This window comes from Polyangium jinanense (genome assembly GCF_028435265.1).
GTDB lineage: Bacteria > Myxococcota_A > Polyangia > Polyangiales > Polyangiaceae > Polyangium > Polyangium jinanense.
Genome location: NZ_JAGTJK010000059.1, coordinates 25,291 through 48,299, shown reverse-complemented (window position 1 = coordinate 48,299; position 23,009 = coordinate 25,291). Strand labels below are relative to the sequence as shown.

Here is a 23,009-nt window from a genome sequence, read left to right as displayed (position 1 = left end):
CGCCCTCTTTGCATTCCCCCGCCGTGGGGAAGCCCATGCGCACGCCGCCCACGCCAAGCCTTCCGCGATCGCACGGATTCCGCATTTTGACCGGCGTGCTCTTGGCACTCGCCGCTTGCACGAACCGCGGCTATGCAGATCACGGCACGGACGTCACGCCGCCACGGCTCGCCGCGCCCTCCCCTGCCCCCGAGCTTCTGCGCTTCGACATCATGGCTGGATCCATCACCAATCACTTCTATCGCCGCGGCCCGATCGCGGCGCACCTCCTCACGACCTCCGGCCCCGTCCCCCGCCTCCTCGTCGCTTTTCCCGCGGGGAACGCCGGCATCGTCCTCGGATTCGCGCCCCTCGTGCAGCCTGCTGCATTCGAGCTCGCGCCTCTCACCACGCTCGACGGCGTCGAAGAGCCCGATGGCATGCGCGGCGTCACGGCGCACCTCGTCGCCCGTGCGCCCGCCTTGCGCATCCACCACGCCATGCTGGCCGGCATTCGATTCCTGCGAGACGAGATGGCCGGAGGCCTCGGTCCTGGGGCGCCCTCGCTCGCGCACGAGGTCGATCCCGGACCGCCTTTCGCCCTGCGCCGCACCATGCTGGACGGCCGACGTATCGAGCTCCGCATCGAGCCCCGAGAGGGCTCCACCGTCACACGCGAAAACGACGATATCGTCCTTCATGCGGGCCCCGAAGGCGAGGTTCACTTCCTCGCCACGGCCCTCCAGGACGAGGCGCCGCTCGCGCCGTTTCCCGTCGAGGATCTCCTCAATGTGCATGCGGCAAGCGACGCGCAGGCACGCCGGGCCCTCTCCTTCCTATCTTTTCAAGAAAAGCTCCTCGCCGGCTCCTGGCGCTTCCTGACCTATTTCGGACGCGACACCCTGCTCGCATTGCACATGCTCCTGCCCGCCCTCGAGCCCCCTGCGATCGAAGCGGGGCTCGGCTCGGTGCTCGATCGGCTCGCCCCGGACGGCGACGTCGCGCACGAGGAGGCCATCGGCGAGTATGCGGTGTGGCTCAATGCCATGGCGACCCCGCGGCCCGCGGATCTGCGCGCGCCCGTCCTCGATTACAAGATGGTCGACGACGATTTTCTCCTCGCCCCCATGGCCGCGGCCTATCTGCTCGACATGCCCGCGGGGAGCACGCGTGCCCGAGGATTCCTCGCCTGCAAGACGCCTTCGGGCATGCTTTATCGCGACGTGCTCCGGCAAAACCTCGCGCTGGTCCTCGCCCGCGCGGCCCCCTTCGCGAAACACCCAGGCCCCGAAACGCTGGTCTCGCTGAAACCAGGCCTTCCCGTGGGCAACTGGCGCGATTCGAATCAGGGGCTCGGCGGTGGGCACATCCCATTCGACGTCAACGTGGCCCTCGTCCCGGCCGCCCTGCGCGCCGCCGCGCGCCTCTTCGCGAGCGATCTCCTCGGCCCGGATCCGGCTGCGGCCAGCGAGGCACGCGCCCTCTCCGATGCATGGAAGGGGGTCGAGCGCTTTTTCAGGGTGGAGATCCCCGCGGAGGCGGCGCGCGCGCGCGTGAGCGAATACGCGGCCGCGGTCGGTCTCGACGGCGCTCTTGCGGTCGCATCGATCGACGTCCCGATCCGCTTCTTTGCCCTCGCGCTCGACGCCGCGGGCAAACCGATCCCGGTGATGCATTCGGACACGGCATTCGTCCTGCTCTTCGACGAGCCCTCGCCCGAGCTTCTCACGCTCGTGGCCCACGACCTCCTGCGCCCGTTCCCGGCCGGGCTTCGCACGGACGTCGGCATGCTGGTCGCGAATCCTGCGTATGCAGGCGATCCTGCCCTCGCCGCGATGTTCACGCGCGCCGATTATCACGGGACCGTGGTCTGGTCGTGGCAACAAGCCGCCATGGCCGCGGGTCTGTCCCGGCAACTCTCGCGCAAGGACCTACCGGACGCCACGCGCGAAGCGCTCCTCCTGGCCGAACGCGCGTTGTGGGAGGGCATCGAGGCCACCCACGCGCGGCGCGCCGAAGAGCTGTGGAGCTGGGAGCCCCGGGGCGGCAAGGCGGTGCTCATCCCGTTTGGCCAGGCGCGCGGCCACGTGGATGAATCGAATGCGCTCCAGCTCTGGAGCACCGTCTACCTGGCGCTCCGGCCCCCGTCCAGAAGCGGCCCGCGATAGAGAATCGTGCTCATGAGGGGCTTGTACCCCATGACCTCGTTGAGGTGCCGGATCGGTTCGTTCCCGACGGCGTTCTCCGTCACCAGACGCCGGAAGCCAGCTCGCTTCGCGGCGGCCACCTGCGCCCGCTTGAGCGCGCTTGCAATGCCTCGTCCGCGCCATGCGCGCCGCACACCGGTGAGGCTGTGGAATGCGACGCCGCCTCGACCACGCTGGAGCACCGCATACCCCACCACCTCGGCGCCTTCCATTGCGATGAACGTGAGGTCGTGCGTATGGATGGGCCTGTCCATGTCCGTCGCGAGCCATTCCTCGAACGAACCCACCTCGTCGGCCTCGTCCACGGGGATATCGGGAATGGCTTCCTTCGCGACCTGGTACATGCCGGCCAAGACGTCGGGCCGCTCGGCCCGTGTCACGAGCGTGATGCCGGCCGGCGGCTTCACCTCCGGCATGGGCAACGCATCGAGCTCCAGCACGAGCTCGACCTCTCGCCCGATTTCCTCGTAGCCGCGCCGTTCGAGGTAAACGCGGGCGTCGTGCTGGCTCTCATGGGCCTCGATCTGGAGCTCACGCAATCCGAGCCGCCGCGCGTGCTCCGAGAACGCGCGATGCATGGCCGATCCGAGGCCCTGGCAGCGAAACGCGGGAATCACCCAAAGGCCCGCGATCCCGCACGGCTCCGCGCTCTCACCGCCGGCAGGTCGAACGAAGGCCGCGCCCACGGGGCGCCCATCGAGCCGGAGCACCCCATCCACGCGGCCCGGGTGAAGGCCGCGCAGATGACGCGCATCCTCGAACGAGGGAATCCCCCAGACATCCGCAGCGTCGACGACGTCGACCCAGTCCCGAAGGGCCTCGTCATCCTCGATGATCTCGAGTGTCGCCATGGGGGAGGAAAACGAAGGCGCCTGCTACCGCCGAAGCCCCGGCGCCTCGTGCCCGCTCGTGGCCACGTATTCGAGGTACCCGCCGCCGTACTTGTGCACGCCTTCCGGGGTCAATTCGAGCACGCGGTTCGAGAGCGCCGCGAGGAAATGGCGATCGTGGGACACGAACAGCATCGTCCCCTCGAAGTTGGAAAGCGCCTCCACCAGCATTTCCTTCGTGGCGATGTCGAGGTGGTTCGTCGGCTCGTCGAGCACGAGGAAATTCGGCGGATCGTAGAGCATCCGTGCAAGAACGAGCCGCGCCTTCTCCCCGCCGGAGAGCACGCGGACGGGTTTGTCCACGTCGTCACCCGAGAAGCCGAAGCAACCCGCCAGCGTGCGCAGCGTGCCGAGCGAGGCATCGGGGAAGGAATGGATGAGCGTGCCGACCACCGTGAGCTCCGGGTCGAGCACGTCCATCGCGTGCTGCGCGAAATACCCGAGCTTCACGCTCGCCCCGAGCGACGCTCCGCCCGCGTCCGGCGTGAGCTCGCCGGCGATGATCTTGAGCAGCGTGGATTTGCCCGCGCCGTTCACGCCCATCACGCACCACCGCTCGCGCCGCCGCACCAGGAAATCGAGCCCCTCGTAGACCGCGCGGCTGCCATAACGCTTCACCACGCCGTCGAGCTTCGCGACGTCCTCGCCGGACCGCGGGGGCGCCCGGAAATCGAACATCTGCGGCCGCTTGCTCTTCTTCGGCGGCTCGAGCTTGTCGATCTTGTCGAGCTTCTTCACCCGGCTCTGCACCTGCGCCGCCTTCGCCGCGTGGGTCTTGAACCGCTCGATGAAGCGCATCTCCTTCGCGAGCATCGCCTGCTGCCGCTCGTATTGCGCCTCGGCCTGCTCGGCGGCAATCGCGCGTTGCCGCTCGTAAAAATCGTAATTGCCCGTGAACGTGGTGAGCTCGCCGCCGTCGATCTCCAGGATCTTCGTGCAGAGCCGGTTCATGAAGGCGCGATCGTGGGCGGTGATGACGAGCGCGCCCTCGTACGACTTCAAGAAACCTTCGAGCCAGATGATCGACTCGATGTCGAGGTGGTTCGTCGGCTCGTCGAGCAGGAGCACGTCGGGCCGGAGCAGGAGGATCCTGGCCAGCGCCACGCGCATCTTCCAGCCGCCGGAGAGTGTGCCGACGTCACGATCCATGAGCTCGTTCGAGAAGCCGAGGCCCGCGAGGATCTCCCGCGCCCGCGCGTCGAGCGCATAGCCGTCGAGCTCGCTCCATTTCGCCTGGGCCTGCCCGTATCGTTCGAGCAGCTCCTCCATCTCGTCCGCGCGATCGGGATCCGCGAGCGCCGCTTCGAGCTCGGCGAGCTCGGCCGCGATCTCGGAGACGGGGCCGACGCCGTCCATCGTCTCGGCGACGATGCTCTTGCCCTTCATCTCGCCGACGTCTTGCCGGAAATACCCCACCGTGACGCCACGATCGATGGCGATCTGCCCCTCGTCCGGCGCTTCCTCGCGGGTGATCATGCGGAAGAGCGTGGTCTTGCCCGAACCGTTCGGGCCGACGAGGCCGATCTTCTCGCCGCGGTTGACGGCGGCAGAGGCCTCGACGAAGAGGATCTGCTTGCCGTGGCGCTTGCCAATGGAGTCGAGCCGGATCATGCGGGGCGCCTACTTAGCGGACGGAAGGCCCTAACGCATCCGAAAAAAACACGCCGTCCTCCGGAGGATGGAGGATCGGCAGAAAGCTCACGCGGGGGGCGGCACGCTCGGCTTCCAGCTGCGCCGGCATTCTTCGAGGTAGGCTCGCGCCTCCGCGATTGTCTCGAAGAACCGCAGCGTCGTCGCGCCGCCCGTGAGCAGCTTGGTGGCGCGCGCGATGAGCTCGATCAGGACCCGGATGGAGTAAGGCGCGCCGACGACGGCCACGACGTGCGGCGGCAAGGGCTTCGGCCGGCCGAGCCCTTCGCCTTTTGCCATCCGCGACATGGCCGTGGCCTGCCGGACGTCGGCGAGCACGAAGATCCGGCCGAGCGCGAGGAGCCGCTCGTCGTGGACCCGAAAAATCGCGGACATTTCGCCGTCCTCCACATCGCCATGAAACTCCATCACGAGCAGGTCCTCCTGCTCGAAGTGGAGCATGTGCCTGCCGATGCGGATCTCCTCGTCCATCGATTCAATCGGAGATCAGGGCATCGGGCAGCGCGGATCGCCGTTCTGCACCATCTGGATCTCGTCGTCCGTGAGGGGCAGCGGATCGCAGCCGTGCTCCTTCTCGCAGACGAAGTCAAACTCGGGCAGGGCCTTTTTATGGCAATCGAGGCAATTGCCGCCGAACTGGTTCACAACGTCCGTGGAGCCGCGCTGCACGATCTTCGTGCCCATCTCCGAGACTTCCAGGAAGAAAAACTCCCAGTCGTTCGACTCCGCGGCGAATCCCGGCGCGCGCTTGACCATCGCCTCGAAGGGGACGAGCTGGATCACGGTGCCCACGGGGTAATCCGTCGTGCCGGGGGCATTGGCCGCGGCGAGCGTGGCATCGAGGTTGCCGAGCTTGTTCGTGACGCGGAACGAGCGGACCTTCTCCCAGCCGAGGATGCAATCTAAATCGGCTTCGGTCATGACGAGGTCGTTACCGCCTGCGCCGCCGTTACCGCCACTGCCGCCTGCGCCGCCTGCGCCGCCGGTGCCGCCGCTGCCGCCGGTGCCGCCGGTGCCGCCCGCGCCCGCATTGCCCCCCGCGCCTCCGCTGCCGCTGTTTTCGTCGCCGCACGCGGTAACGGCCGCGCAGACGAGGACCAATCCGAGGATCGAAGCAAAACCGAGGCGGGAATGGATCATGTAGAAGCTCCTCCGTGGGGCCTACGCGCGAACCGCGTCGCCCGGATTCGCCTTCTCTACAGGCTTTCCCGCCCCTTCACAACGACAATTCTCTGCGCGACGAGGCCGCTCAGGGAGTCTTCGCGGCGCGGCGCTTGTCACGGAGCCAGGCGAGGCCCGCGTCGAAGACGACGTCATGGCCGCCCTCGAAGAGCACGAGCGTGGCGTTCCCCGAGGTGCGTGTGAGGTACGATGGGGCGCCGGCGCGCTCGTAGATATCGTCGGAGGAGGTCGACCTTACGCGCCGGGTCGCCGTGGGGGCGAGGAGCTTCGCGAGCACGTCGTCGCCCACGCGATCGGCCGGTTCGGCGAGGTCGTTGAACGCGGAGATCGAATGCCGCGGGGGCACGATGTCGTCGCGAATGCCCGTGGCTACGTAGACCGGCACGCCCGCCTGCTTCGCCCGCGAAAGGAGCGCGCTCGGGCTGCGGCGCGCGCACTCGTGGAACGCCTGCGTGCCGGGACGCGGCGCGCCGCTGCACACGCCCTCGATGAAACGCGCATAATGCCGCTTGGGAAAACCCTTCCGATTGTACGTGTACCAATCGGGGATGTCGTACACCGGCGCCCACGCGACGACGCCCGCCCAGAGGTCCGGATGCCGCCCAGCCATCGCGAGCGCGGTCATGCCGCCGCCGGAGAAACCCGCGAGATAGATACGCGTCTCGTCGACGTGGCCGCGCTGCTTCGCGTACGCGATGGCGTCGAGGATGTCCTGCGCGGCGAGGTCCGAGGCCGCGGCCTCGGGGCGGAGGTACGGTCCCCGGAAATCGGGGTGCACGAAGACCCAGTCGTTCTTCGCGGCAAACATGGCATACGGGATGCCGATGTTCTGCCGCCAGTCGGTGCTCCAGCTATGCAAGACCACGAGGAGTGGTCGCTTTCCAGGCGCGCCCGAGTCGAGAAACATGGCGCGCTGATCGGCGCTGTCGGCCGAGGATTTGATTGTCACGGCCTCGACGCCGGGCACGCGCTCCTTCCAGGCGCCGAGGCCCGAGGCGCCCTCGCCGCCTGGAAATCGGGAGGCGAGCGTGAACGCGGGCTCCACGCGCTTTGCGCCGTCGGCACGCGCGGGCCCCTCCGCGATCGAAAAAAGCGCCACGAGCGCCATGATGGAAAGGAACCGAACACGATTCTGGATGCAATTCATGCGGTCGTCTCTCGGAGCGCGGGTATAGCGGCTCCACCCAGCCGAGGCCATGCATCCGAAACGAATTGCGAGCGCCGTGCTTGCCCGCCCGTGCACGATCGGTGACGAAATGAGGCACGGCGATTGCGTTCCCGCACGGGTGCGGGACGAACGTATCCAGGTGCGGAGGGCCGCGGAGGGAAGGTGCAATGCCGAGCCCCATCGTTTCCATGCTGGTGCTCCTCGCGGGGTTCCTCCTATTTGGATGTCGGGAAACGCCCACGGCACATGCAGAGACCCGCGCACCTCGGCCCACGCCTGCGCCCCCGCAGACGCACGCGCCGGGCGAGCGCGCGCGAGAGCCGCTTTCGCTGATTCCGGAGTTTCCACGCGCGGCCGGCGGCCCCTTCCCGTTCGGCGCGCAGGATTTCTCGGTATGGCGGGCGCGAGTCCCGCGGATCGAGGAGGTCGAGATTTCCTCGTCTCTCGACGGGAACAAGCAACGCGCGCTGTTTTACGATCCGGGCCGGCCCGAGCCGCGCCCCTTGCTCGTGGCGCTCCATAGCTGGAGCGAGAATTACCTGCAGAACATCGGCATTCCGTACGGGATCTTCGCCGAGCGGAACGGCTGGGTGCTCATCCACCCGGATCACCGCGGCCCCTACCGGTCGCCCACGTCAGTGGCCTCCGAGCTCGCGCAAAGGGACGTGCTCGACGCCGTCGACTACGCGAGGCGGCGCGCCAACATCGATCCGACGCGGATCTACCTCGTCGGGTATTCCGGCAGCGCGATGACCTCGCTCGTGCTCGCGGGCCGGCACCCGGAGGTCTGGGCGGGCGTCGTGTCGTGGGTGCCCATTTACGACCTCGTGGACTGGTACGGCTGGCTGCGCGCGAACATGCCCGATCGCCATTACGCGCACGAGGTCGCCGCGGCCTGCGGCGGCGCGCCTCGGCCGGGCACGCCCGCCGCGGAGGAATGCCGGCGGCGGAGCCCACGCTCCCACCTCAAAGGCGCGCGCGGGCGTGTGAACGTCTATCTCGGCGTGGGGATCTGGGACCAGCTCGTCCCCCCGGATCACGCGCTCCGCGCCTTCAATGACCTCGCGGCGCCCGCGGATCGGGTACCGGACGAGGACATCGGGCGAATCGCCAAGACGCGCAGCATCCCCGAGGCCCTCGGCGCCCCGGCGGCGCGCCCGCTTTACGAAGCCGCGAAGGCAAAAGTCGTCTTCGAACGCACGAGCGAACGCGCGACGGTCGTGGTGTTTCTGGGCGGGCACGACGTGATTTACAACGCGGGCCTCTCGTGGCTTGGAAACCAGCGGAAAACCGTGCTTCCATGACCCCGACGAACCCATGACCACCTTGCTCGTCAACATCGACGTCGACGACCTCGACCGCGCGATCCACTTTTACACGCGCGCCTTCGACCTCCGTATCGGCCGCCGCTTCGGCAGCGCCGGCGTGGAGCTCGTGGGCGCGAATGCCGCGATCTATCTGCTCGTGAAGCAGGCGGGGAGCCTTCCCTTCGCCGGATCGACCTCGCCGCGGTCCTATGGCCGCCACTGGACGCCGGTCCACCTCGATTTCGTGGTGGAGGACCTCGACGGCGCGCTCGCGCGGGCCGAGGCCGCGGGGGCTGTCCGGGAAAGCGACATCGCCGCGCACGCCTGGGGCCGGATCGTCATGCTCGCCGATCCGTTCGGGCACGGGCTCTGCCTGATTCAGTTTTCCGAAAAGGGATACGACGCGATCGCCACGAATTCGTGAGAGAGTGTTCCACAGGCTGCTGCACGACTCGATGCGTCGGTCGGCCTCGCTCGACGTACAGTGTACGCCTCGCTCACCCTCCCTAGCCTCGAATCGCTCGCGACGCCTGTGGAACACCCTCTGAGGCAGAGACGTCACTCGACCTCGGCGAGCCGCGCCCCCGCGAGCCTGCGCCAGAGCGAGGGGCGCGCGTCCTCGGGCGCGCGCGGCGGACGAGCGCCCGGGCGCACCCGCGGCGTGCGCTGGGGTTGGTCGAGGAACCGGAAGAGCTCGGAGAGGATCTCCGGTACGGCCTCGCGGTGCGGGTAATGGCCCACGTTCTGGAAACGACGCACGATGGCGCCGTCGACGTAATGGTGCACCTGCTCGGCGTGCTTGACCGGAATCACCGGATCCTTATCGCCCCAGTACACCGCGAGGGGCGGCAGCTCGCGCAGCCGGTACGCATGATCGAGCAGGTGCTCGCGTTGCCCTCGCAGATCGACGGCATTCCGCAGCGTCCGGAAGAGGGCGCGCGCCGTGCCCGGGCGTGCATTCATCTCGATGAGGTGCTTGCGCTCCGCTTCGTCGAAATTGCCGCCGAGCACGCGCACGCCCGCGTTCGTGCCGATGCCCATGAGCACCGGCGCCGCGAGATCGAGCAATCCCATCGACGAGGCGAGGCGCAGCGGCGCGGCGACCTCGAGGCCGAGCCCGCCGGCGGCGACGAGCGCCAGGCGATGCACGCGCCCCGGCTGTTCGAGCAGCACGTGCATCGCGATGCCGCCGCCGAGGGAATGGCCGATGAGATCGAAGTCCGAGAGCCCGAGCGATCGAATCCATTCGACGACGAGGCTCGCGTACCACGAGACGTCATACGAGGCGTCGTATCGGCTCGACTGGCCGTGTCCCGGCAAATCGAGGGCATAAAGCCGCCGATCCCGCGCGAGGGCCGGGGCGATCTTGTTCCAGGTCCGGCAGGTATCCGTGAGGCCGTGCACGAGAACGACAGGTCTCTGACGCTCGTGGGCGAGCCCTCCGTGCGGAGCCCACTCCTCCCAGAACACGTTGCCCCCCCGAAACAAACGGCGATGGCTGCGGCAAGCGACGGACGTCATGGGCGAAGCGACAAGATAAAGCCACGCGCGGCCCGCTGTCCACGATTTCGTCACTTTTTCGACGTGAAATCGTTGCGATGCAAACCGACCTTTGCACCCCGATGGCATGGAGCGAAACGTTATACGCGGCACGCGTGATCCAGCGTGCGGATCACTATCACGATCTCGTCAACCTTCGCTCGGGCCAAACCGCTCCGCGAAGGCGCGCGCGAGCTTTCGTGATTTGCGGGCGGAGACGATCTCGCTGATCTTCGATGTGAGCCGCGTATCGTGCCGGTGGAGCGAGAGCGCCTGGATCGCGTGGATCGCGCGGCTCTCCGGCGCCTCGGCGAGGAGGTCCAGCAAATACGAGAAGGCCTCGTCGGTGCGGAGCAGGGCCACGCCGAGCAGCACGGTCTTCTCCATCTCCGGATCCGCGCGCGAGACGGCCTCCTTCAGCACCAAAAGAGCCTCCGGCAAGCGCGACTCGCCGAGCGCGAGCGCCGCCGTTTCGACCCCGGCTTCGAGCGCAGCCGCGACGACGGGCAAATACTGGCGCGGTTCGAGCGCGAGCATTCCGCGATAACACGCACCGAGCACGTCGGGCTCGGGATCCCCCACGATCACCCGCGTATGCAGCACGGCCGCGCAGACGACCTCGCACGTGTCGCGCAGCGCTTCGGCCGCGGCGACGCGGGCCTCGGGCATTTCGTCGAACAGGAGCGGGGTCACTTCGAGCGCAGCCCGCGGAAAGTTCGTCCGGACGAGCGCATGCGCCGAGATGCCGCGAACGAGCCCGGCCGTATCCACGGGCGGGCCCACGGTGACCTCGATCTGCACGTACCGGAGGCCTTTTCGATACGTGTCCCACACGTCCGCTTCGAGCGTGACGAGCGCCTCCAGGACCTTCTGTTTCGCGTGACAGCCTCGATCCGCCATCGCAGGCATGCCGAGGAGCCGGTCGAAAGCCGCGACGAGGTCGGGTACGAGCGCGCGGAGCTCGAGCTCGGCCACGACCTTCGCCGCCTCCCCCACGAGGAACGGGGTCGGATCGGCGAGCAGCCGGCCGAGATCGGGCGTGGCGGCCGCCTTTGGCTCGGCGCGGGCGAGTGTGCGAATGCGCGCGAGTTTGTCGTCGAAGGTGTTTTTCCGGGCCGCCATCAGGACTCCGTCGCCTGCGAGGGCGCCGCGAGCGCCTTGTCGAGGGAGCGGCGTGCGATCCGCGAGGTGACGACGAGCGCGCCGAGCGTCACGACAAACCCGAGCACGAGCGTGATCCAGCCGAGTGATCCCGGCGCCTTGGCCTCGCCCGAAAGCAGCGCGGCCGCGCTCTCCACGCTCGCGCCGACGTAGACGTGAAAGAGGGTGGCCGGCAAGAGGCCGAGGAACGAGCCCGCCGCAAAAGCACGAAGTGAGAGGGGCGTGGCCGAGAGCATGTACGTGCCGATGTTCTGCGGGAAGGCGAAGGTGACACGCAGGAGGAAGGTGATCTTGAAGCCGTCGGCGCGGACGGCGCGCTCGACGGCGCGCCAGAAATGGGCCTCGCCCGCGCGCGCCGAGAGGAGCTTGCCGATGGAGGCGCGGCCGAAGAGGAAGCAGAGGCAGACGCCGAGCGTCACGGCCGGCCACGCGATCAAGATTCCCTTGCCGAAGCCGTACGCGTACCCCGCGAGGCCCGACATGACCCAGAGGGGCGTGGTGATCGCGAGGGCAAAGACCTCGACGCCGAAGAACAAAAGCGCGCCGGCCGCGCCCGCCTCGCGCATGAACCCGACGAGCGAGACGAGCGCGTTGCGCACGGCCGGCAGGCGCAAAAGCACGAGCGGAAGGGCGAGCAGCCCGAGGAGCAGGAGGACTCGTTCGAGGCGACGCCGCATCGGGCGCGCAGCCTACCACACACCCGAGGTGTTCGGCCTAGGCCGAGGCAGGCGCCACCGTCATGCCGAGTCCGCGCCGCGTCCGCGGGCCTCGGAACCCTTCGAGGAAGGCAGAGGCGCCCTCGGGGCCGCGGAAGATCCGCCATTGCAAGGCAGGATCGTCGAAGTTCGAGGCGAACGCGTCCGCGATGCTCTGATCCCGCGAAGCCGCCGAGAAGATCGCCATCGTGTGCGGCGGCGGCGGCGAGAGGAAGGCGTTCGTCCAGTGCATCGAGGGGCCGACGAGGGACCAGAGCCGCTCGTCCATGCCCTCGCAGAACCGGCGATCGAGAGGACGACCGAGCGTGACCGCCTGGACAATCGCCTCGCCAAGCGCCCACGCCCCACGCGAGGCCGCGTTCGCGCCCTGCCAGAGCACGGGATCGTGCGTCGCGAAGGCATCCCCGACCGCGATGGCATAACGGCCCTCGCCGAGATCGACGTACGCGCGGCGCGCCGTCGGGACGATCGCGGCCTGCATGCAATCGCCCGGGCTCGTGAGGTGAAAGATCTGCCGATCGACGCGGTCATGGACGCTCGGCGCGTTCGCCTCCAGCAAATCGAGCACGAGGCTCTCGACCACGTGCGGATCGTCGTCGCAAGGGACACGCGTGGCGGCGTCGAGGACGCCGCCGGGGATGGCCTCGAACAGGAGGCAAGTGACCGGCCCCTCCGCCGTGAGGAGCTGGCTCTCGAAGATCTCGCCGTGCCCCGGGACGATCTGGAAGAGCAGGCCGAGCTCCTCGGGGAAATCGATGCCCCGAAAGAGGCCCGCGAAAAGCCGGCGTTGCGGTTCGAGCCAGGGGGAACGGTCGAAATCCCGGGGGAACATCGTGCTGAGATCGCTCCGGCCGCTCGCCACGACCACGAGGTCGTGCTTTTGGCCGAGGCGCTCGACGTCCGATCGAGCGAGCGCTCCGGCGCGGACGACACGGCCGCCACGCGCCTCGAAATCCTCGAGGAGGCGGGGCAGGTAAAGGCGCATGTCGATGAAGAGCGCGGGCGGATCGATCCGGCCCCGCGAGGAGAGCTCGGGCAATCCTTTGACGCGGACGTCGACGTAAAAACATCCGAACGCGTCGTCATCCCAATGGTTGGTGCCGAGCTCGCGATCCCGCCTGCGCGTCGACCCGAGGAGCGCCGCGGTGCTCGGCAGGCGCGAAGATCGGATCTCGTCGCTCGATCGATCTGTATAAAGGGTGCAGGAGATGCCATGCCTGCGGAGGAACAATCCGAGTTGCAACCCCGCGATGCCGGCTCCCACGATGCCAATGCTGCTCATCGAAGCCCCTTTCCAAGCTGGATGGCTGCGCTCGAACGAGCCGAGCAGCGCCCCCAAAGCGTGACCCGTCGAGAACGGACGATATACCTCTCAGCGGCGGCGGTCCATCGCCCAAACGTCGGGGTATTGCTGACTTCTGGCCAAGGACACACCGCACGACGTGTACGAACAAGACATGGTGCGCACGAATTCCACGGTGACCCGACGGATCGCATGTGTCCTCGCATGCCTGCTCGTCGGATGCGCGCCGGTCCGAAGCACGACGCCTCCGCCGGAAGGACCGCCACTCGGCACCGCCGCGGAATGGATCGCTTCTCTGGATCAGGGACACGCAAAGAATACACCGCCACAAATCGAGCATTTCCTGCAATCCGCCAGAGCTGTATGTCCAGCTCCCCCGGGGATAGGAAGTGCGCGAACGCTATCACGTGGGGCACTGGCACTCGGTGAAAAGCCCCAGCGAGGTTGCCGGGGGCTGCCGCTCGCGCAGGAGCTCGTCCTCATGGAGCGGCTGCTCCGCGCGACGCCGAAGGAGCACGCGGACTGGATCCGCATCGTGGATCGGATGGCCCTGACGGCATTTTTGATGGAGTACGAGGCGTTCCGGGTCTGCGGCGAGATCGAGCGTTCGCCGCCCAAGGATCAAAGCCGGCTCGAGGAGGGAGAGCGCACGCTGCGCGTGGTCGCGGACGCGCTCGCGCACGCCCGGCGCACGACGAGGTTCGCCTGCGAGATACTGGCGCGGCACCCGAGCCACCGAGCGAACGCGCCCTGCGACTGGGCGCTGCCGCCGCCGCCCCTCACGAAACCCGCATCCGTGTGCGTGGAGACGAACGCGTCGTTCCCGGCCGAACCGAAGGCGCCGGGCTGCGAAGCGACCACGCCCTGAAGCGCACGGGCCGGCGCGGCATGGATTGCCCATCCCCGCCCCCTTTGTCATGATGCGCGCCCCCGAAGTCGGGGGCCCTTGCCCATGACCATCGCCGTCGTCGCCGAAAAGCCGTCCGTGGCCCGGGACATCGCCCACGTGCTCGGCGCGACGAAGGCGAGCGAAGGCGCGCTCGAAGGCGCCGGATACGTGGTGACCTGGGCGATCGGTCACCTCGTGGCCCTCGCGCAGCCGCACCAGATGGACCCGGCCTGGAAGCGCTGGGACCTGCGCACGTTGCCGATGCTGCCGCCGACCTGGCCGCTCTCGGTGCTGGAGGAGACACGCAAGCAGTTCGAGGTGGTGAAGAAGGTCCTCCACCGCGCGGACGTGGAGGGGGTGGTCTGCGCGACGGACGCCGGGCGGGAAGGCGAGCTGATCTTCCGCTACATCTACGACGCTGCGGGCTGCAAGAAGCCGGTGCGGCGGCTCTGGATTTCGTCGCTGACGCCGGACGCGATCCGCATGGGCTTCCGGAAGCTCCGGGACGCGCGGGATTACGACGCGCTGGCGGACGCGGCACGGGGGCGGAGCCGGGCGGACTGGCTCGTCGGAATGAACCTTTCGCGGGCCTACGCACTGTCGCTCGGGCAGGACTTTTCGGTCGGACGGGTGCAGACGCCGACGCTTTCGATGGTGGTCGAGCGCGAGCAAGCGATCCGGGCATTCGTGCCGGAAGATTACCTGGAAGTGCGGGCGACGTTCACGCCGGAAGGAGCGCCGGACGGGCCGGACGGGCGTTACGAGGGGATCCTGCTGGATGTCCCGGAAAAACCGGGTGGTCCGGAAAAACCGCGGCGATTGCCGCCGGACGGGGAAGAGGCGGGGCGGATCACGCGGCGGGTGCTCGGGGGCAGAGCGGCGATCACGAAGGTGTCGGCGGAGACGCGCCGGATTCCGCCGCCGCTTTTGTACGATCTGACGGAGCTGCAGCGGCACGCAAACCGGCTGTTCGGGTGGAGCGCGCAGCGGACGCTCGACGTGGCGCAGGCGCTTTACGAGCGGCACAAGCTGATCAGTTATCCACGCACGGACAGTCGGCATCTGTCGACGGACGTGGCGCAGACGCTGCCGTCGGTGGTGAAGACGATCGAGGGGAATTACCAGGGGCTTCTGGCGCCCGGGACGGGGCAAAGGCCACTCGGGCGGCGATTCGTGGACGATACGAAGGTGACGGACCACCACGCGATCGTGCCGACGACGACGGCCGCGCGCGGATCGTTGTCGTCGGAGGAGCAAAAGCTCTACGACCTGGTTTGCCGGAGGCTGCTCGCGGCGTGGCACGACGATTTGATCGAGCGGACGACGACGGTGATCACGGAGGTGACGTCGTCCGAAGCGGTGGATCGATTCCGGTCGGCGGGGACGGTGGTCGAGCAAGTGGGCTGGAAGGTGCTCGACCTCGGCGGGGCCGGTACGAAAGAAGGGCCGAAAAAACGAAAGAAGGGCCCGGCGGAAGGGGCCGACGCGGAGGAAGAGGCGGAGGCGCAGAAGCTGCCGCGGGGGCTTTCGGAAGGAAAAACCGCGCGGGTGCTGGGGGCCAAAGCGGAGAAAAAGACGACGAAGCCGCCGAGCCGGTTCACGGAGGCGACGCTCTTGACCGCGATGGAGACGGCCGGAAAGACGGTGGAGGAGAAAGAGCTGTCGGACGCGATGAAGGACACGGGGCTCGGGACGCCGGCGACGCGGGCGGCGATCATCGAGACGCTGATCAAGCGGGAATACGTGGTCCGGATGGGGAAGAGTCTGGCGGCGACGGACAAGGGGATTTTGCTGGTGGGGGCGGTTCATCCGCATGTGAAGAGCGCCGCGATGACGGGGGAATGGGAGGCGCGATTGGCGCGGCTCTCGCGGGGTGAGGGGGATTTGAAGTCGTTCATGCGGGGGATCGAGGCGTATGTGAAGTACGTGGTGGGCGCGGTGCAGGATGGGGACGATCGGCCCGCGGGCGGCGTGGCTTTGGAGGGCCGGGGCGGTCCCCCCGAACTCGGGCCCGCAAAGCGGGCCCTCAAACAACAGGACCCCCCACCCCGGCCCTCCAAAGCCACGCCGCCCGCAGGCCTCGAATCACGGGCGTCTCGGGCCAAGGGGGCTCGGAAGGAGAAGGAGGGGGGGAAGACGGGGAAGGTCGAGCCGAAAGGGGCGGCAGCGTTCGCCTCGGCGGGGGTGGTGAAGGGTATGGCAGGACAAGCGAGGGTGTTGCAGGGGCAGGCGGAGTTACCGCTGGCGGAGCGGCGAGAGGTGCGAGCAGGGGCGACGCTCGGAGAGATTTTGCGGGAGCGATTTGGTTTTTCTGGGTTTCGACCTTATCAAGAGGCGGTTTGTCGGGCCGTGACCGAGGGGCAGGATGTGCTGCTCGTGATGCCGACGGGGGCCGGGAAGTCGCTTTGTTATCAGTTGCCGGGGATTGCACGAAGGGGGACGACGCTCGTGGTGAGTCCCCTCATTGCTTTGATGGAAGATCAGGTGGGGAAGCTCCGGGCGCAAGGGTTTGCCGCGGAACGAATTCATTCGGGGCGGGATCGGCTGAGCTCACGGGCGGCTTGCGCGGAGTATTTGGCGGGGCGGCTGGATTTTCTATTTATCGCGCCGGAACGGCTCAGGGTGCCGGGGTTTCCCGAGATGCTGGCGAAGCGGAAGCCGACGCTGGTCGCCGTGGACGAGGCGCATTGCATTTCGCACTGGGGGCATGATTTCAGGCCAGAGTACCGGATGCTGGGGCAGCGGCTGCCTTCGCTCCGGCCGGCGCCGGTGGTGGCGCTGACGGCGACGGCGACGCCGATGGTGCAGGACGATATCGCGCGGGAGCTCGGGCTCTCGGAGGCGTCGCGGTTCATTCATGGGTTCCGGCGGACCAATATCGGGATCGAGGTGGTGGAGCTTTCGCCCGCGGCGAGGGTGGAGGCGGTGCGGAAGCTTTTGGAGCCGAAGGAGCGGCGGCCGGCGATCGTGTATGCGCCGACGCGGAAACACGCGGAGGAGACGGCAAAGGAGCTTTCGGAGCTCGGGGCGGCGGCGTACCACGCGGGGATGGAGACGGGGACGCGGGATCGGATCCAGTCGGCGTTCCTGGGCGGGGAGCTCGAGGTGGTGGTGGCGACAATCGCGTTCGGAATGGGGGTGGACAAACCGAACGTGCGGACCGTCGTTCATATGGCGCTGCCCGGGAGCGTGGAAGCGTATTACCAGGAGATCGGGCGCGCCGGGCGGGATGGTTTGCCTTCGCGGGCGATCATGATGCATTCGTTCACGGACCGGCGGACGCACGAGTTTTTCTTCGAGCGCGATTATCCCGATCCGGCGCTGCTCTCGGCGCTGTTCGGGGCGCTCGGGTCGCGGCCGCAGACGAAGGAGGCGCTCTCGCCGCGGGTGGAGTCCGATCCCGAGAAGTTCGAGAAGGTGCTGGAGAAGCTCTGGATCAGCGGCGGCGCGATCATCGACGCGGATGGGGGGATCCGGCGGGGGCGCGAAGATTTCCTCGGCGAGTACGTGGCGCAGCGCAAGCACAAGCAGGAGGACCTCGCCAAAATGGCCCGGTACGCCGAAGGGCACGGGTGCAGGATGCTGCACCTGGTGCGGCATTTCGGTGACCAGGAGGACGACGGGCGGCCCTGCGGGGTGTGCGACGTGTGCGCGCCCGATGCGTGCGTCGGGAGGAAGTTCCGCGAGCCGAGCCGCGCCGAGACGGCGGCGATCCAGAAGATTTTGGACGCGCTCGCCGAGGAGGACGGGCAGCCGATGGGGCGGCTGCATCGCGAGACGTTCGGCGACGCGCTCGATAGGCGGTCGTTCGAGCACCTCGTGAACGGGCTCGTGCGCGCGGGGCTCTGCGAGGTGCGGTCGGACTCGTTCCAGAAGGGCGGGGAGTGGATCGAGTTCCAGCGGGTGTCGCTGACCGAGGAGGGACAAACGCACGGCGGCGAGGCGCCCACGCGGTTCGTCACGCTCGACGAGGAGCCGAAGAAGAAGGCGCGCGGGAAGGCGAAGGGGAAGAGCCGCGGGAGCTCGAAGGCGTTTTGGGCCTGGAAGGCGCGACAGAAAAAGGGTGGGTAAGGATGTGGCCGCCAAAGGGCGCGGTCTGTTAGAGTGACACCGACCTCATGACAGGAGGGCACGCGGGCGCGCGCAAGGTCGGTCGGTACGCCCTCTACGGCGAGATCGCGTCGGGAGGCATGGCCACGGTCTATTTCGGGCGCCTGCTCGGGCCGTCGGGGTTCGCCCGGACCGTCGCGATCAAGCGGCTGCACCCGCAGTTTGCCAAGGACCCCGAGTTCTCGACGATGTTCCTCGACGAGGCCCGCCTCGCCGCGCGGATCAAGCACCCGAACGTGGTGCCGATCCTCGACGTGATCTTCGAAGGCGGCGAGCTGCTCCTCGTGATGGACTACGTGCACGGCGAGAGCCTCGCGCGCGTGCTCAAAAACTTGGAGCGCGAACGATCGCGGCCGCCGCTCCGGATCGTGTCGGGCGTGGTGGCGAGCGCGCTGCACGGGCTGCACGCCGCGCACGAGGCCGTGGACGAACGCGGCGCGCCGCTCGGGATCGTGCACCGCGACGTGTCGCCGCAGAACGTGCTCGTCGGCGCAGACGGGACGACACGCGTGCTCGACTTCGGCGTGGCGAAGGCGATGGGCCGCGCCCAGGTGACGCGCGAGGGCGAGCTCAAAGGAAAATACGCGTACATGGCGCCGGAGCAGATCCGCTCCGGGAGCACCGTGGATCGGCGCGTCGACGTGTTCGCCGCGGCCATCGTGCTCTGGGAGATGCTCGCCGTGCGCAGGCTGTTCAACGGCGACAGCGAGCTCGCGATCATCGCGCAGGTGACGATGAACGAGATCCCGCCGCTGAAGCAGATCGGCGTGGAGGTGCCGCCCGAGCTCGAAGCGGTGGTGATGCGAGGGCTGTCGCGTGATCCAGCCCATCGCTTCCAGACCGCGCGGGAGATGGCGATGGCGCTCGAAACCGCCGTGCCGCCGGCGCCCGCGTGGGAGGTCGGCGAGTGGCTCGCGCAGGTGGCGCCCGACGGGATCACGCGGCGCGCGCGCGAGGTGCAAGCGATCGAGAACGCGTCGATGTCGGACGCGGACGTGCCGCCGCTGTCTTCGCTCGACGGGAGCGTGGAAGCGGGGAGCGTGGCGGCGGCGATGCGATCCTCGCAGGTCTCGGGGATCGCCGTGTCCCATCGGCCGCAAGCGGTGGCGCTGCCCCGATCGGTCGTGGTGATCGCGGCCGCTGTGCTCGTCGCCGCGCTCGGAGGCGCGGCCCTGCTCTGGCTCGATCGAGGCCGCGAGGAGCAGGCGACGGGGATCCAGCCGGTCACGCCGACGGTCACGGCGACGACGGCGAACACGCCTGCAAAGCCGCCCGAGCCCACGGTCGCGCCCACGCCGCCGGAGACGAGCGCGGCGACCACGAGCACGCCCGTCGCGACGACGACGACGACGGCGGCGACGCCACGCCCGACGGCGAAGGGCGCGGCGACCGCGACGACGACGAGCGGTAAAACGGCGCCCCGCGCGGACGGCTGCAGCCCTCCGTACACCATCGACGCGAAGGGCATCCGCCGCATCAAGCCGGAGTGTTTGTGAAGACCCGAGCCCTTGTTTTCCTGGCCGCGGCGACGATCCCGCTCGCGGCCCCCGCCTCCGCCACGACGAAAAAAGAGTGCGTGGCCTCGTACGAGCAAACGCAGTCGCTGCGCAAGGAAGGCAAGCTCGCGTCGGCGCAGGAGGCGGCGCTCGTCTGCTCGCACAACGACTGCCCGCGCGTCGTGCGCAAGGACTGCACCGAGTGGCTCGCCGAGATCGAGAAGAGCCTGCCGACCGTGGTGCTCGTGGCGCGCGACGAGAAGGGCGACGAGACGGCCGACGTGCGTGTGTTCGAGGGTGACAAACTCGTGCGCGAGCGGCTCGACGGCAAGGCCATGCCGATGGATCCCGGCGAGCACGTGCTCCGGTTCGAGCGAGACGGCGCGGAGCCCGTGACCCGCAAGGTGATCGTGCACGAGGGCGATAAGCTCGTGCGGATCGAGGCGTCGTTCAAGAAGGAGCCGAAAGCCCCGGAAGAGAAGCCCGCCGAAAAGGGGAGCGGCGTGCCGATCGCACCGATCGTGATCGGCGGCGTGGGGATCCTCGGGCTCGGCGCGGCAGGCGTGATCGGCCTGCTCGGGCTCTCGGCGAAATCGGATCTCGAAGCGTCGTGCGCGCCGCGCTGCACGGACGCGGCGGTGGATCCCATTCGCACGAAATTCCTGGCCGCGGACATCACGGCGGCCGCGTCGGTCGTCCTCCTGGGAACGGCGGCGGTCGTGTATTTCACGTCGGGGTCACGCGACGAGCAGAAGAGCGCGATGCCCCGGATCGAGTTTGCCCCGACGATCGGCGGCGGATTCTTGAGCCTTCGAGGAGCCTTCTGATGAAGACGCACCTTTTCGCGGCGTTCTTCCCCCTCGCCTCCCTCACGCTGGGCTGCTCGGCGCTCGTCGATCTCGACGCGCTCTCGTCGGGTGGCGGAAGCGGAAGCGGGCCGATCGAGCTGCCGGACGGAACGTATGAATTCGTGGACGACGCGTTCGAAGGCGAATTCGAGCTCGGGTCGTTCACCGACATGGAGTGGGCCGGGGGGCGATTGCGGCTCGAGTCGGAGGCGTATGACGGCGTGTTCCGTTCGCGTGTCTTCGACGCGGGCGAGGCCGTCGACTGGACCACGTTCGCGTGGACCCCGGCGGGGCCGTACCTGAAAGCATTGCCGGATTCCCGGGGCAAGGAGACGGGGTATGCGGAGGGGTCGAGCGACATGTCCGCGAACGTCCTCTTGCTCCACCTCGACGGCACGGGCGCGCTGACCTCGGGGGCCGAGGCGATGGATACGTCCGGCGGGAAAAGCAACGCCGTCGTGAGCGCGCCCTCGGGTACGACGCTCTCGTTCGAGGAGGGTCCGATCGGGCAGGGCCTCGCGGACAAACTCAATACGCACGTCGCGATCGATACGATCATGGGTGATTACGATTTCGATTTCGACGAGGGCGATTTCACCTGGGCGCTCTGGGTCAAGACCTCCTCCAGCTGCGTGGTCAACCGGGTCTTCCTCGGCGTCGACACCGGGTTCGGCGGCCCGCACCTCTGGCTCGGCTGCGCGGACGGGGACGCATTCAACGCCTGTGGCTCGGGCTCGGCCGAGGGCCGCGCGGCGGGCACCTTCAAGTCGAACAGCGACGACGCGTCCGACGGCGTGCCATTCTGCGGCACGACCCAGATCAACGACGGGAACTGGCACCACCTCGCGGCCGTCAAAAAGGGCCACGCGCAGAGCCAGGTCATTCTCTACGTCGACGGGATCGCCGAGGCGACGCTCGGGACCACGTTCCACACGCCCATCTTCCTGACCGGCAGCGACTTCGCGCTCGGCGCTCTGCTCAACGGTGGCTATCAGGCCGAGGGGACGTACGACGAGGTCGCCGTGTGGAAACGCGCGCTCGAGCCGGACGAGGTCATGGCCATGTATCGGCGTGGCGGGGCGCGGCTCGCGTTGCGGGTGCGCACGTGCAGCGACCCGGCCTGCGCGGAGGGCGATCCCTCGTTCGTGGGCCCGGGCGGCGGCGACGGGTGGTTCGTCGATCCAACGGGCACGCTGGGCCCGCCCGGGGACATGCAGCTCGACGTGCCGAGGGCGCGTTACTTCCAGTACGAAGCGAACTTCGAGGGTCTCCGCGAGGGCGACGGCCCGGGCCTCTTCGCCGTGAAGGCCCGCGCGCAGCGCTGATTTTCCCTTTCGCCCGCCGGGGTGTCTAGAAGCGCGGACGAGGTGAGAGAACGCGCCGGAGGGGCGCGCGTCCCGCCCTCGTTCGAATGACGATCCTCCGCCCCGCGTGGAGGATCGAAGGGAGAGATCTCGGCATGAAATGGCTTCGTTACACGCTCTCGAGCCTCGTCTTTTCTTCGGCCCTCGCGCTCGCCGGCTGCGGCGGCAATCCCGAGCCCGAGCCCGTGAACTCGACCGATCCGATCGTCGACGAGGAGATCGTCGACCTCGGTGATCTCCTCGCGCAGGACCCGGACGCGGCCGCGGCCGCGGAGGTGATCGGCGATCCCGCGACGTTGCTCGCCGAGGGCAAGAAGCAGGGCGACAAGGCGCGCAGCGACGTCGCCGCGGTGATGAGCTTCATCAAGGAAGCGGCCCAGGGCGAGCCGGCCAGGAAGGGCGTAACGGCGGACGGCCGGGCGTATGCGCAATGGGTGAAGACGATCCAGGGCGTGGAGATTACGTTCTCCGCCGTGCGCATGACGCAGGATCGGCTGCGGTACCTGGTGCAGGGCAAGGCCACGGACGGCGCGAAGAAGCCGCTGCTCACGGGCATCTTCGTGAAGAAGGGCCCGAAGACGGGCGGCGGTCGGTTCCACGTGAACCTGACGAACGTGAGTGATCTCTACAATGCCCCGGGCGCGGACGGGTCGGTCCATTTCTGGTTCGCGAATCACAAGGGCGACAAGCGCGGCCGGCGTATCGCCTACGTGAACGTGGTTCGTCGGGACGACCCGCAGATGCAAAAGGTCAATTACGGCGCGGACCTCGTGCGGCTCGTGGGCGTGGGCGGCCGGTTCCGGGCCGTGGGCGTGGGCGACGTGAGCGCGGATCTGCCGGGCCAGGAGGCGATCGGCCTCAGGATCCTGTGGAAGGGCGGCGAAGGCGGGCGCGCCGCGGCGGCCGTGGCCTCGCTCGGGCCGAACCCGAAGCTGCTCGGCACGGCGCACGAGTGCTGGGACAAGGACGGCCTCCGCACGGCGTACAAGGATGACAACCCGAACAACAACGCGATGAACCCCGACGAGGGCGACCTCGCAATGTGCGCCGGTTTCGCGGAGGAAGCGCCGCCGGATCAGGGCAACGTGAGCGCGGACGGGCAGGATACGGACCCGGAGCTCGATGCGCTGCTCGAGGAATCGGGCGCGATGGACATCGACGTCGCCGAGGCGGACGCGGCCGACGCGATCGGCCAGTGAC

18 protein-coding genes are annotated in these 23,009 nt (G+C 68.3%); 9 read left to right on the top strand and 9 right to left on the bottom strand.

Annotated features, from left to right (window positions below):
- The first annotated feature begins 35 nt into the window (after positions 1 to 35).
- The gene (locus tag KEG38_RS47340) at positions 36 to 2,147 is read left to right on the top strand and encodes a glucosidase family protein (protein WP_272427490.1); all 2,112 of its coding nucleotides are present in this window, start codon (positions 36 to 38) and stop codon (positions 2,145 to 2,147) included.
- On the opposite strand, the gene KEG38_RS47335 is transcribed toward KEG38_RS47340, so the two are convergent.
- The 5 genes from KEG38_RS47335 to KEG38_RS47315 form a co-directional block, all read right to left on the bottom strand.
- Positions 2,105 to 3,037, bottom strand: a complete 933-nt coding sequence (locus KEG38_RS47335; RefSeq protein WP_272427489.1) for a GNAT family N-acetyltransferase — start codon at positions 3,035 to 3,037, stop codon at positions 2,105 to 2,107. The genes KEG38_RS47340 and KEG38_RS47335 overlap by 43 nt on opposite strands.
- 24 nt (positions 3,038 to 3,061) lie before the next feature.
- On the bottom strand, positions 3,062 to 4,687 hold the full coding sequence (locus KEG38_RS47330; RefSeq protein ID WP_272427487.1) for an ABC-F family ATP-binding cassette domain-containing protein: 1,626 nt from the start codon (positions 4,685 to 4,687) through the stop codon (positions 3,062 to 3,064).
- An 87-nt stretch (positions 4,688 to 4,774) separates the two neighbouring features.
- Complete coding sequence (locus tag KEG38_RS47325; RefSeq protein ID WP_272427485.1) at positions 4,775 to 5,197, bottom strand: STAS/SEC14 domain-containing protein; 423 nt, start codon at positions 5,195 to 5,197, stop codon at positions 4,775 to 4,777.
- A gap of 15 nt (positions 5,198 to 5,212) precedes the next feature.
- On the bottom strand, positions 5,213 to 5,866 hold the full coding sequence (locus tag KEG38_RS47320; RefSeq protein ID WP_272427484.1) for a hypothetical protein: 654 nt from the start codon (positions 5,864 to 5,866) through the stop codon (positions 5,213 to 5,215).
- 109 nt (positions 5,867 to 5,975) lie between these two features.
- A complete protein-coding gene (locus KEG38_RS47315) occupies positions 5,976 to 7,055 on the bottom strand; it encodes an alpha/beta hydrolase family protein (RefSeq protein ID WP_272427482.1) in 1,080 nt (359 codons plus the stop codon).
- 188 nt (positions 7,056 to 7,243) lie between these two features.
- Between KEG38_RS47315 and KEG38_RS47310 the strand changes: the two genes are divergently transcribed.
- Positions 7,244 to 8,380, top strand: a complete 1,137-nt coding sequence (locus KEG38_RS47310) for an alpha/beta hydrolase family protein (protein WP_272427481.1) — start codon at positions 7,244 to 7,246, stop codon at positions 8,378 to 8,380.
- A 13-nt stretch (positions 8,381 to 8,393) separates the two neighbouring features.
- The gene (locus KEG38_RS47305) at positions 8,394 to 8,807 is read left to right on the top strand and encodes a VOC family protein (protein ID WP_272427479.1); all 414 of its coding nucleotides are present in this window, start codon (positions 8,394 to 8,396) and stop codon (positions 8,805 to 8,807) included.
- 134 nt (positions 8,808 to 8,941) lie between these two features.
- On the opposite strand, the gene KEG38_RS47300 is transcribed toward KEG38_RS47305, so the two are convergent.
- The 4 genes from KEG38_RS47300 to KEG38_RS47285 form a co-directional block, all read right to left on the bottom strand.
- Positions 8,942 to 9,904, bottom strand: coding sequence for an alpha/beta fold hydrolase (locus tag KEG38_RS47300; RefSeq protein ID WP_272427477.1), 963 nt, complete (start codon positions 9,902 to 9,904; stop codon positions 8,942 to 8,944).
- 168 nt (positions 9,905 to 10,072) lie between these two features.
- Positions 10,073 to 11,044, bottom strand: coding sequence for a HEAT repeat domain-containing protein (locus KEG38_RS47295; protein ID WP_272427475.1), 972 nt, complete (start codon positions 11,042 to 11,044; stop codon positions 10,073 to 10,075).
- Entirely contained in the window at positions 11,044 to 11,760 is a 717-nt protein-coding gene (locus tag KEG38_RS47290) for a TVP38/TMEM64 family protein (protein ID WP_272427473.1), read from the bottom strand. Before KEG38_RS47290 ends, KEG38_RS47295 begins: the two co-directional genes overlap by 1 nt.
- A gap of 37 nt (positions 11,761 to 11,797) precedes the next feature.
- Complete coding sequence (locus tag KEG38_RS47285) at positions 11,798 to 13,081, bottom strand: styrene monooxygenase/indole monooxygenase family protein (protein ID WP_272427471.1); 1,284 nt, start codon at positions 13,079 to 13,081, stop codon at positions 11,798 to 11,800.
- 502 nt (positions 13,082 to 13,583) lie between these two features.
- Between KEG38_RS47285 and KEG38_RS47280 the strand changes: the two genes are divergently transcribed.
- From KEG38_RS47280 to KEG38_RS47255, 6 genes are all read left to right on the top strand, one after another.
- Entirely contained in the window at positions 13,584 to 13,970 is a 387-nt protein-coding gene (locus KEG38_RS47280) for a hypothetical protein (protein ID WP_272427470.1), read from the top strand.
- Positions 13,971 to 14,054: 84 nt separating this feature from the next.
- Complete coding sequence (locus KEG38_RS47275) at positions 14,055 to 18,062, top strand: DNA topoisomerase 3 (RefSeq protein WP_272427468.1); 4,008 nt, start codon at positions 14,055 to 14,057, stop codon at positions 18,060 to 18,062.
- 47 nt (positions 18,063 to 18,109) lie between these two features.
- Positions 18,110 to 19,597, top strand: coding sequence for a serine/threonine-protein kinase (locus tag KEG38_RS47270; protein ID WP_272421159.1), 1,488 nt, complete (start codon positions 18,110 to 18,112; stop codon positions 19,595 to 19,597).
- Positions 19,594 to 20,424, top strand: a complete 831-nt coding sequence (locus KEG38_RS47265; protein WP_272421160.1) for a hypothetical protein — start codon at positions 19,594 to 19,596, stop codon at positions 20,422 to 20,424. The genes KEG38_RS47270 and KEG38_RS47265 overlap by 4 nt, the downstream gene beginning before the upstream one ends.
- Positions 20,424 to 21,770 carry a LamG domain-containing protein gene (locus KEG38_RS47260; protein WP_272421161.1) on the top strand — a complete coding sequence of 449 codons (1,347 nt, stop codon included), beginning with the start codon at positions 20,424 to 20,426 and terminating at the stop codon, positions 21,768 to 21,770. The genes KEG38_RS47265 and KEG38_RS47260 overlap by 1 nt, the downstream gene beginning before the upstream one ends.
- 134 nt (positions 21,771 to 21,904) lie before the next feature.
- Positions 21,905 to 23,008 (top strand): hypothetical protein, encoded by a 1,104-nt coding sequence (locus KEG38_RS47255; RefSeq protein ID WP_272421162.1) that lies wholly within the window; start codon positions 21,905 to 21,907, stop codon positions 23,006 to 23,008.
- The last annotated feature ends 1 nt before the right edge of the window (position 23,009 follow it).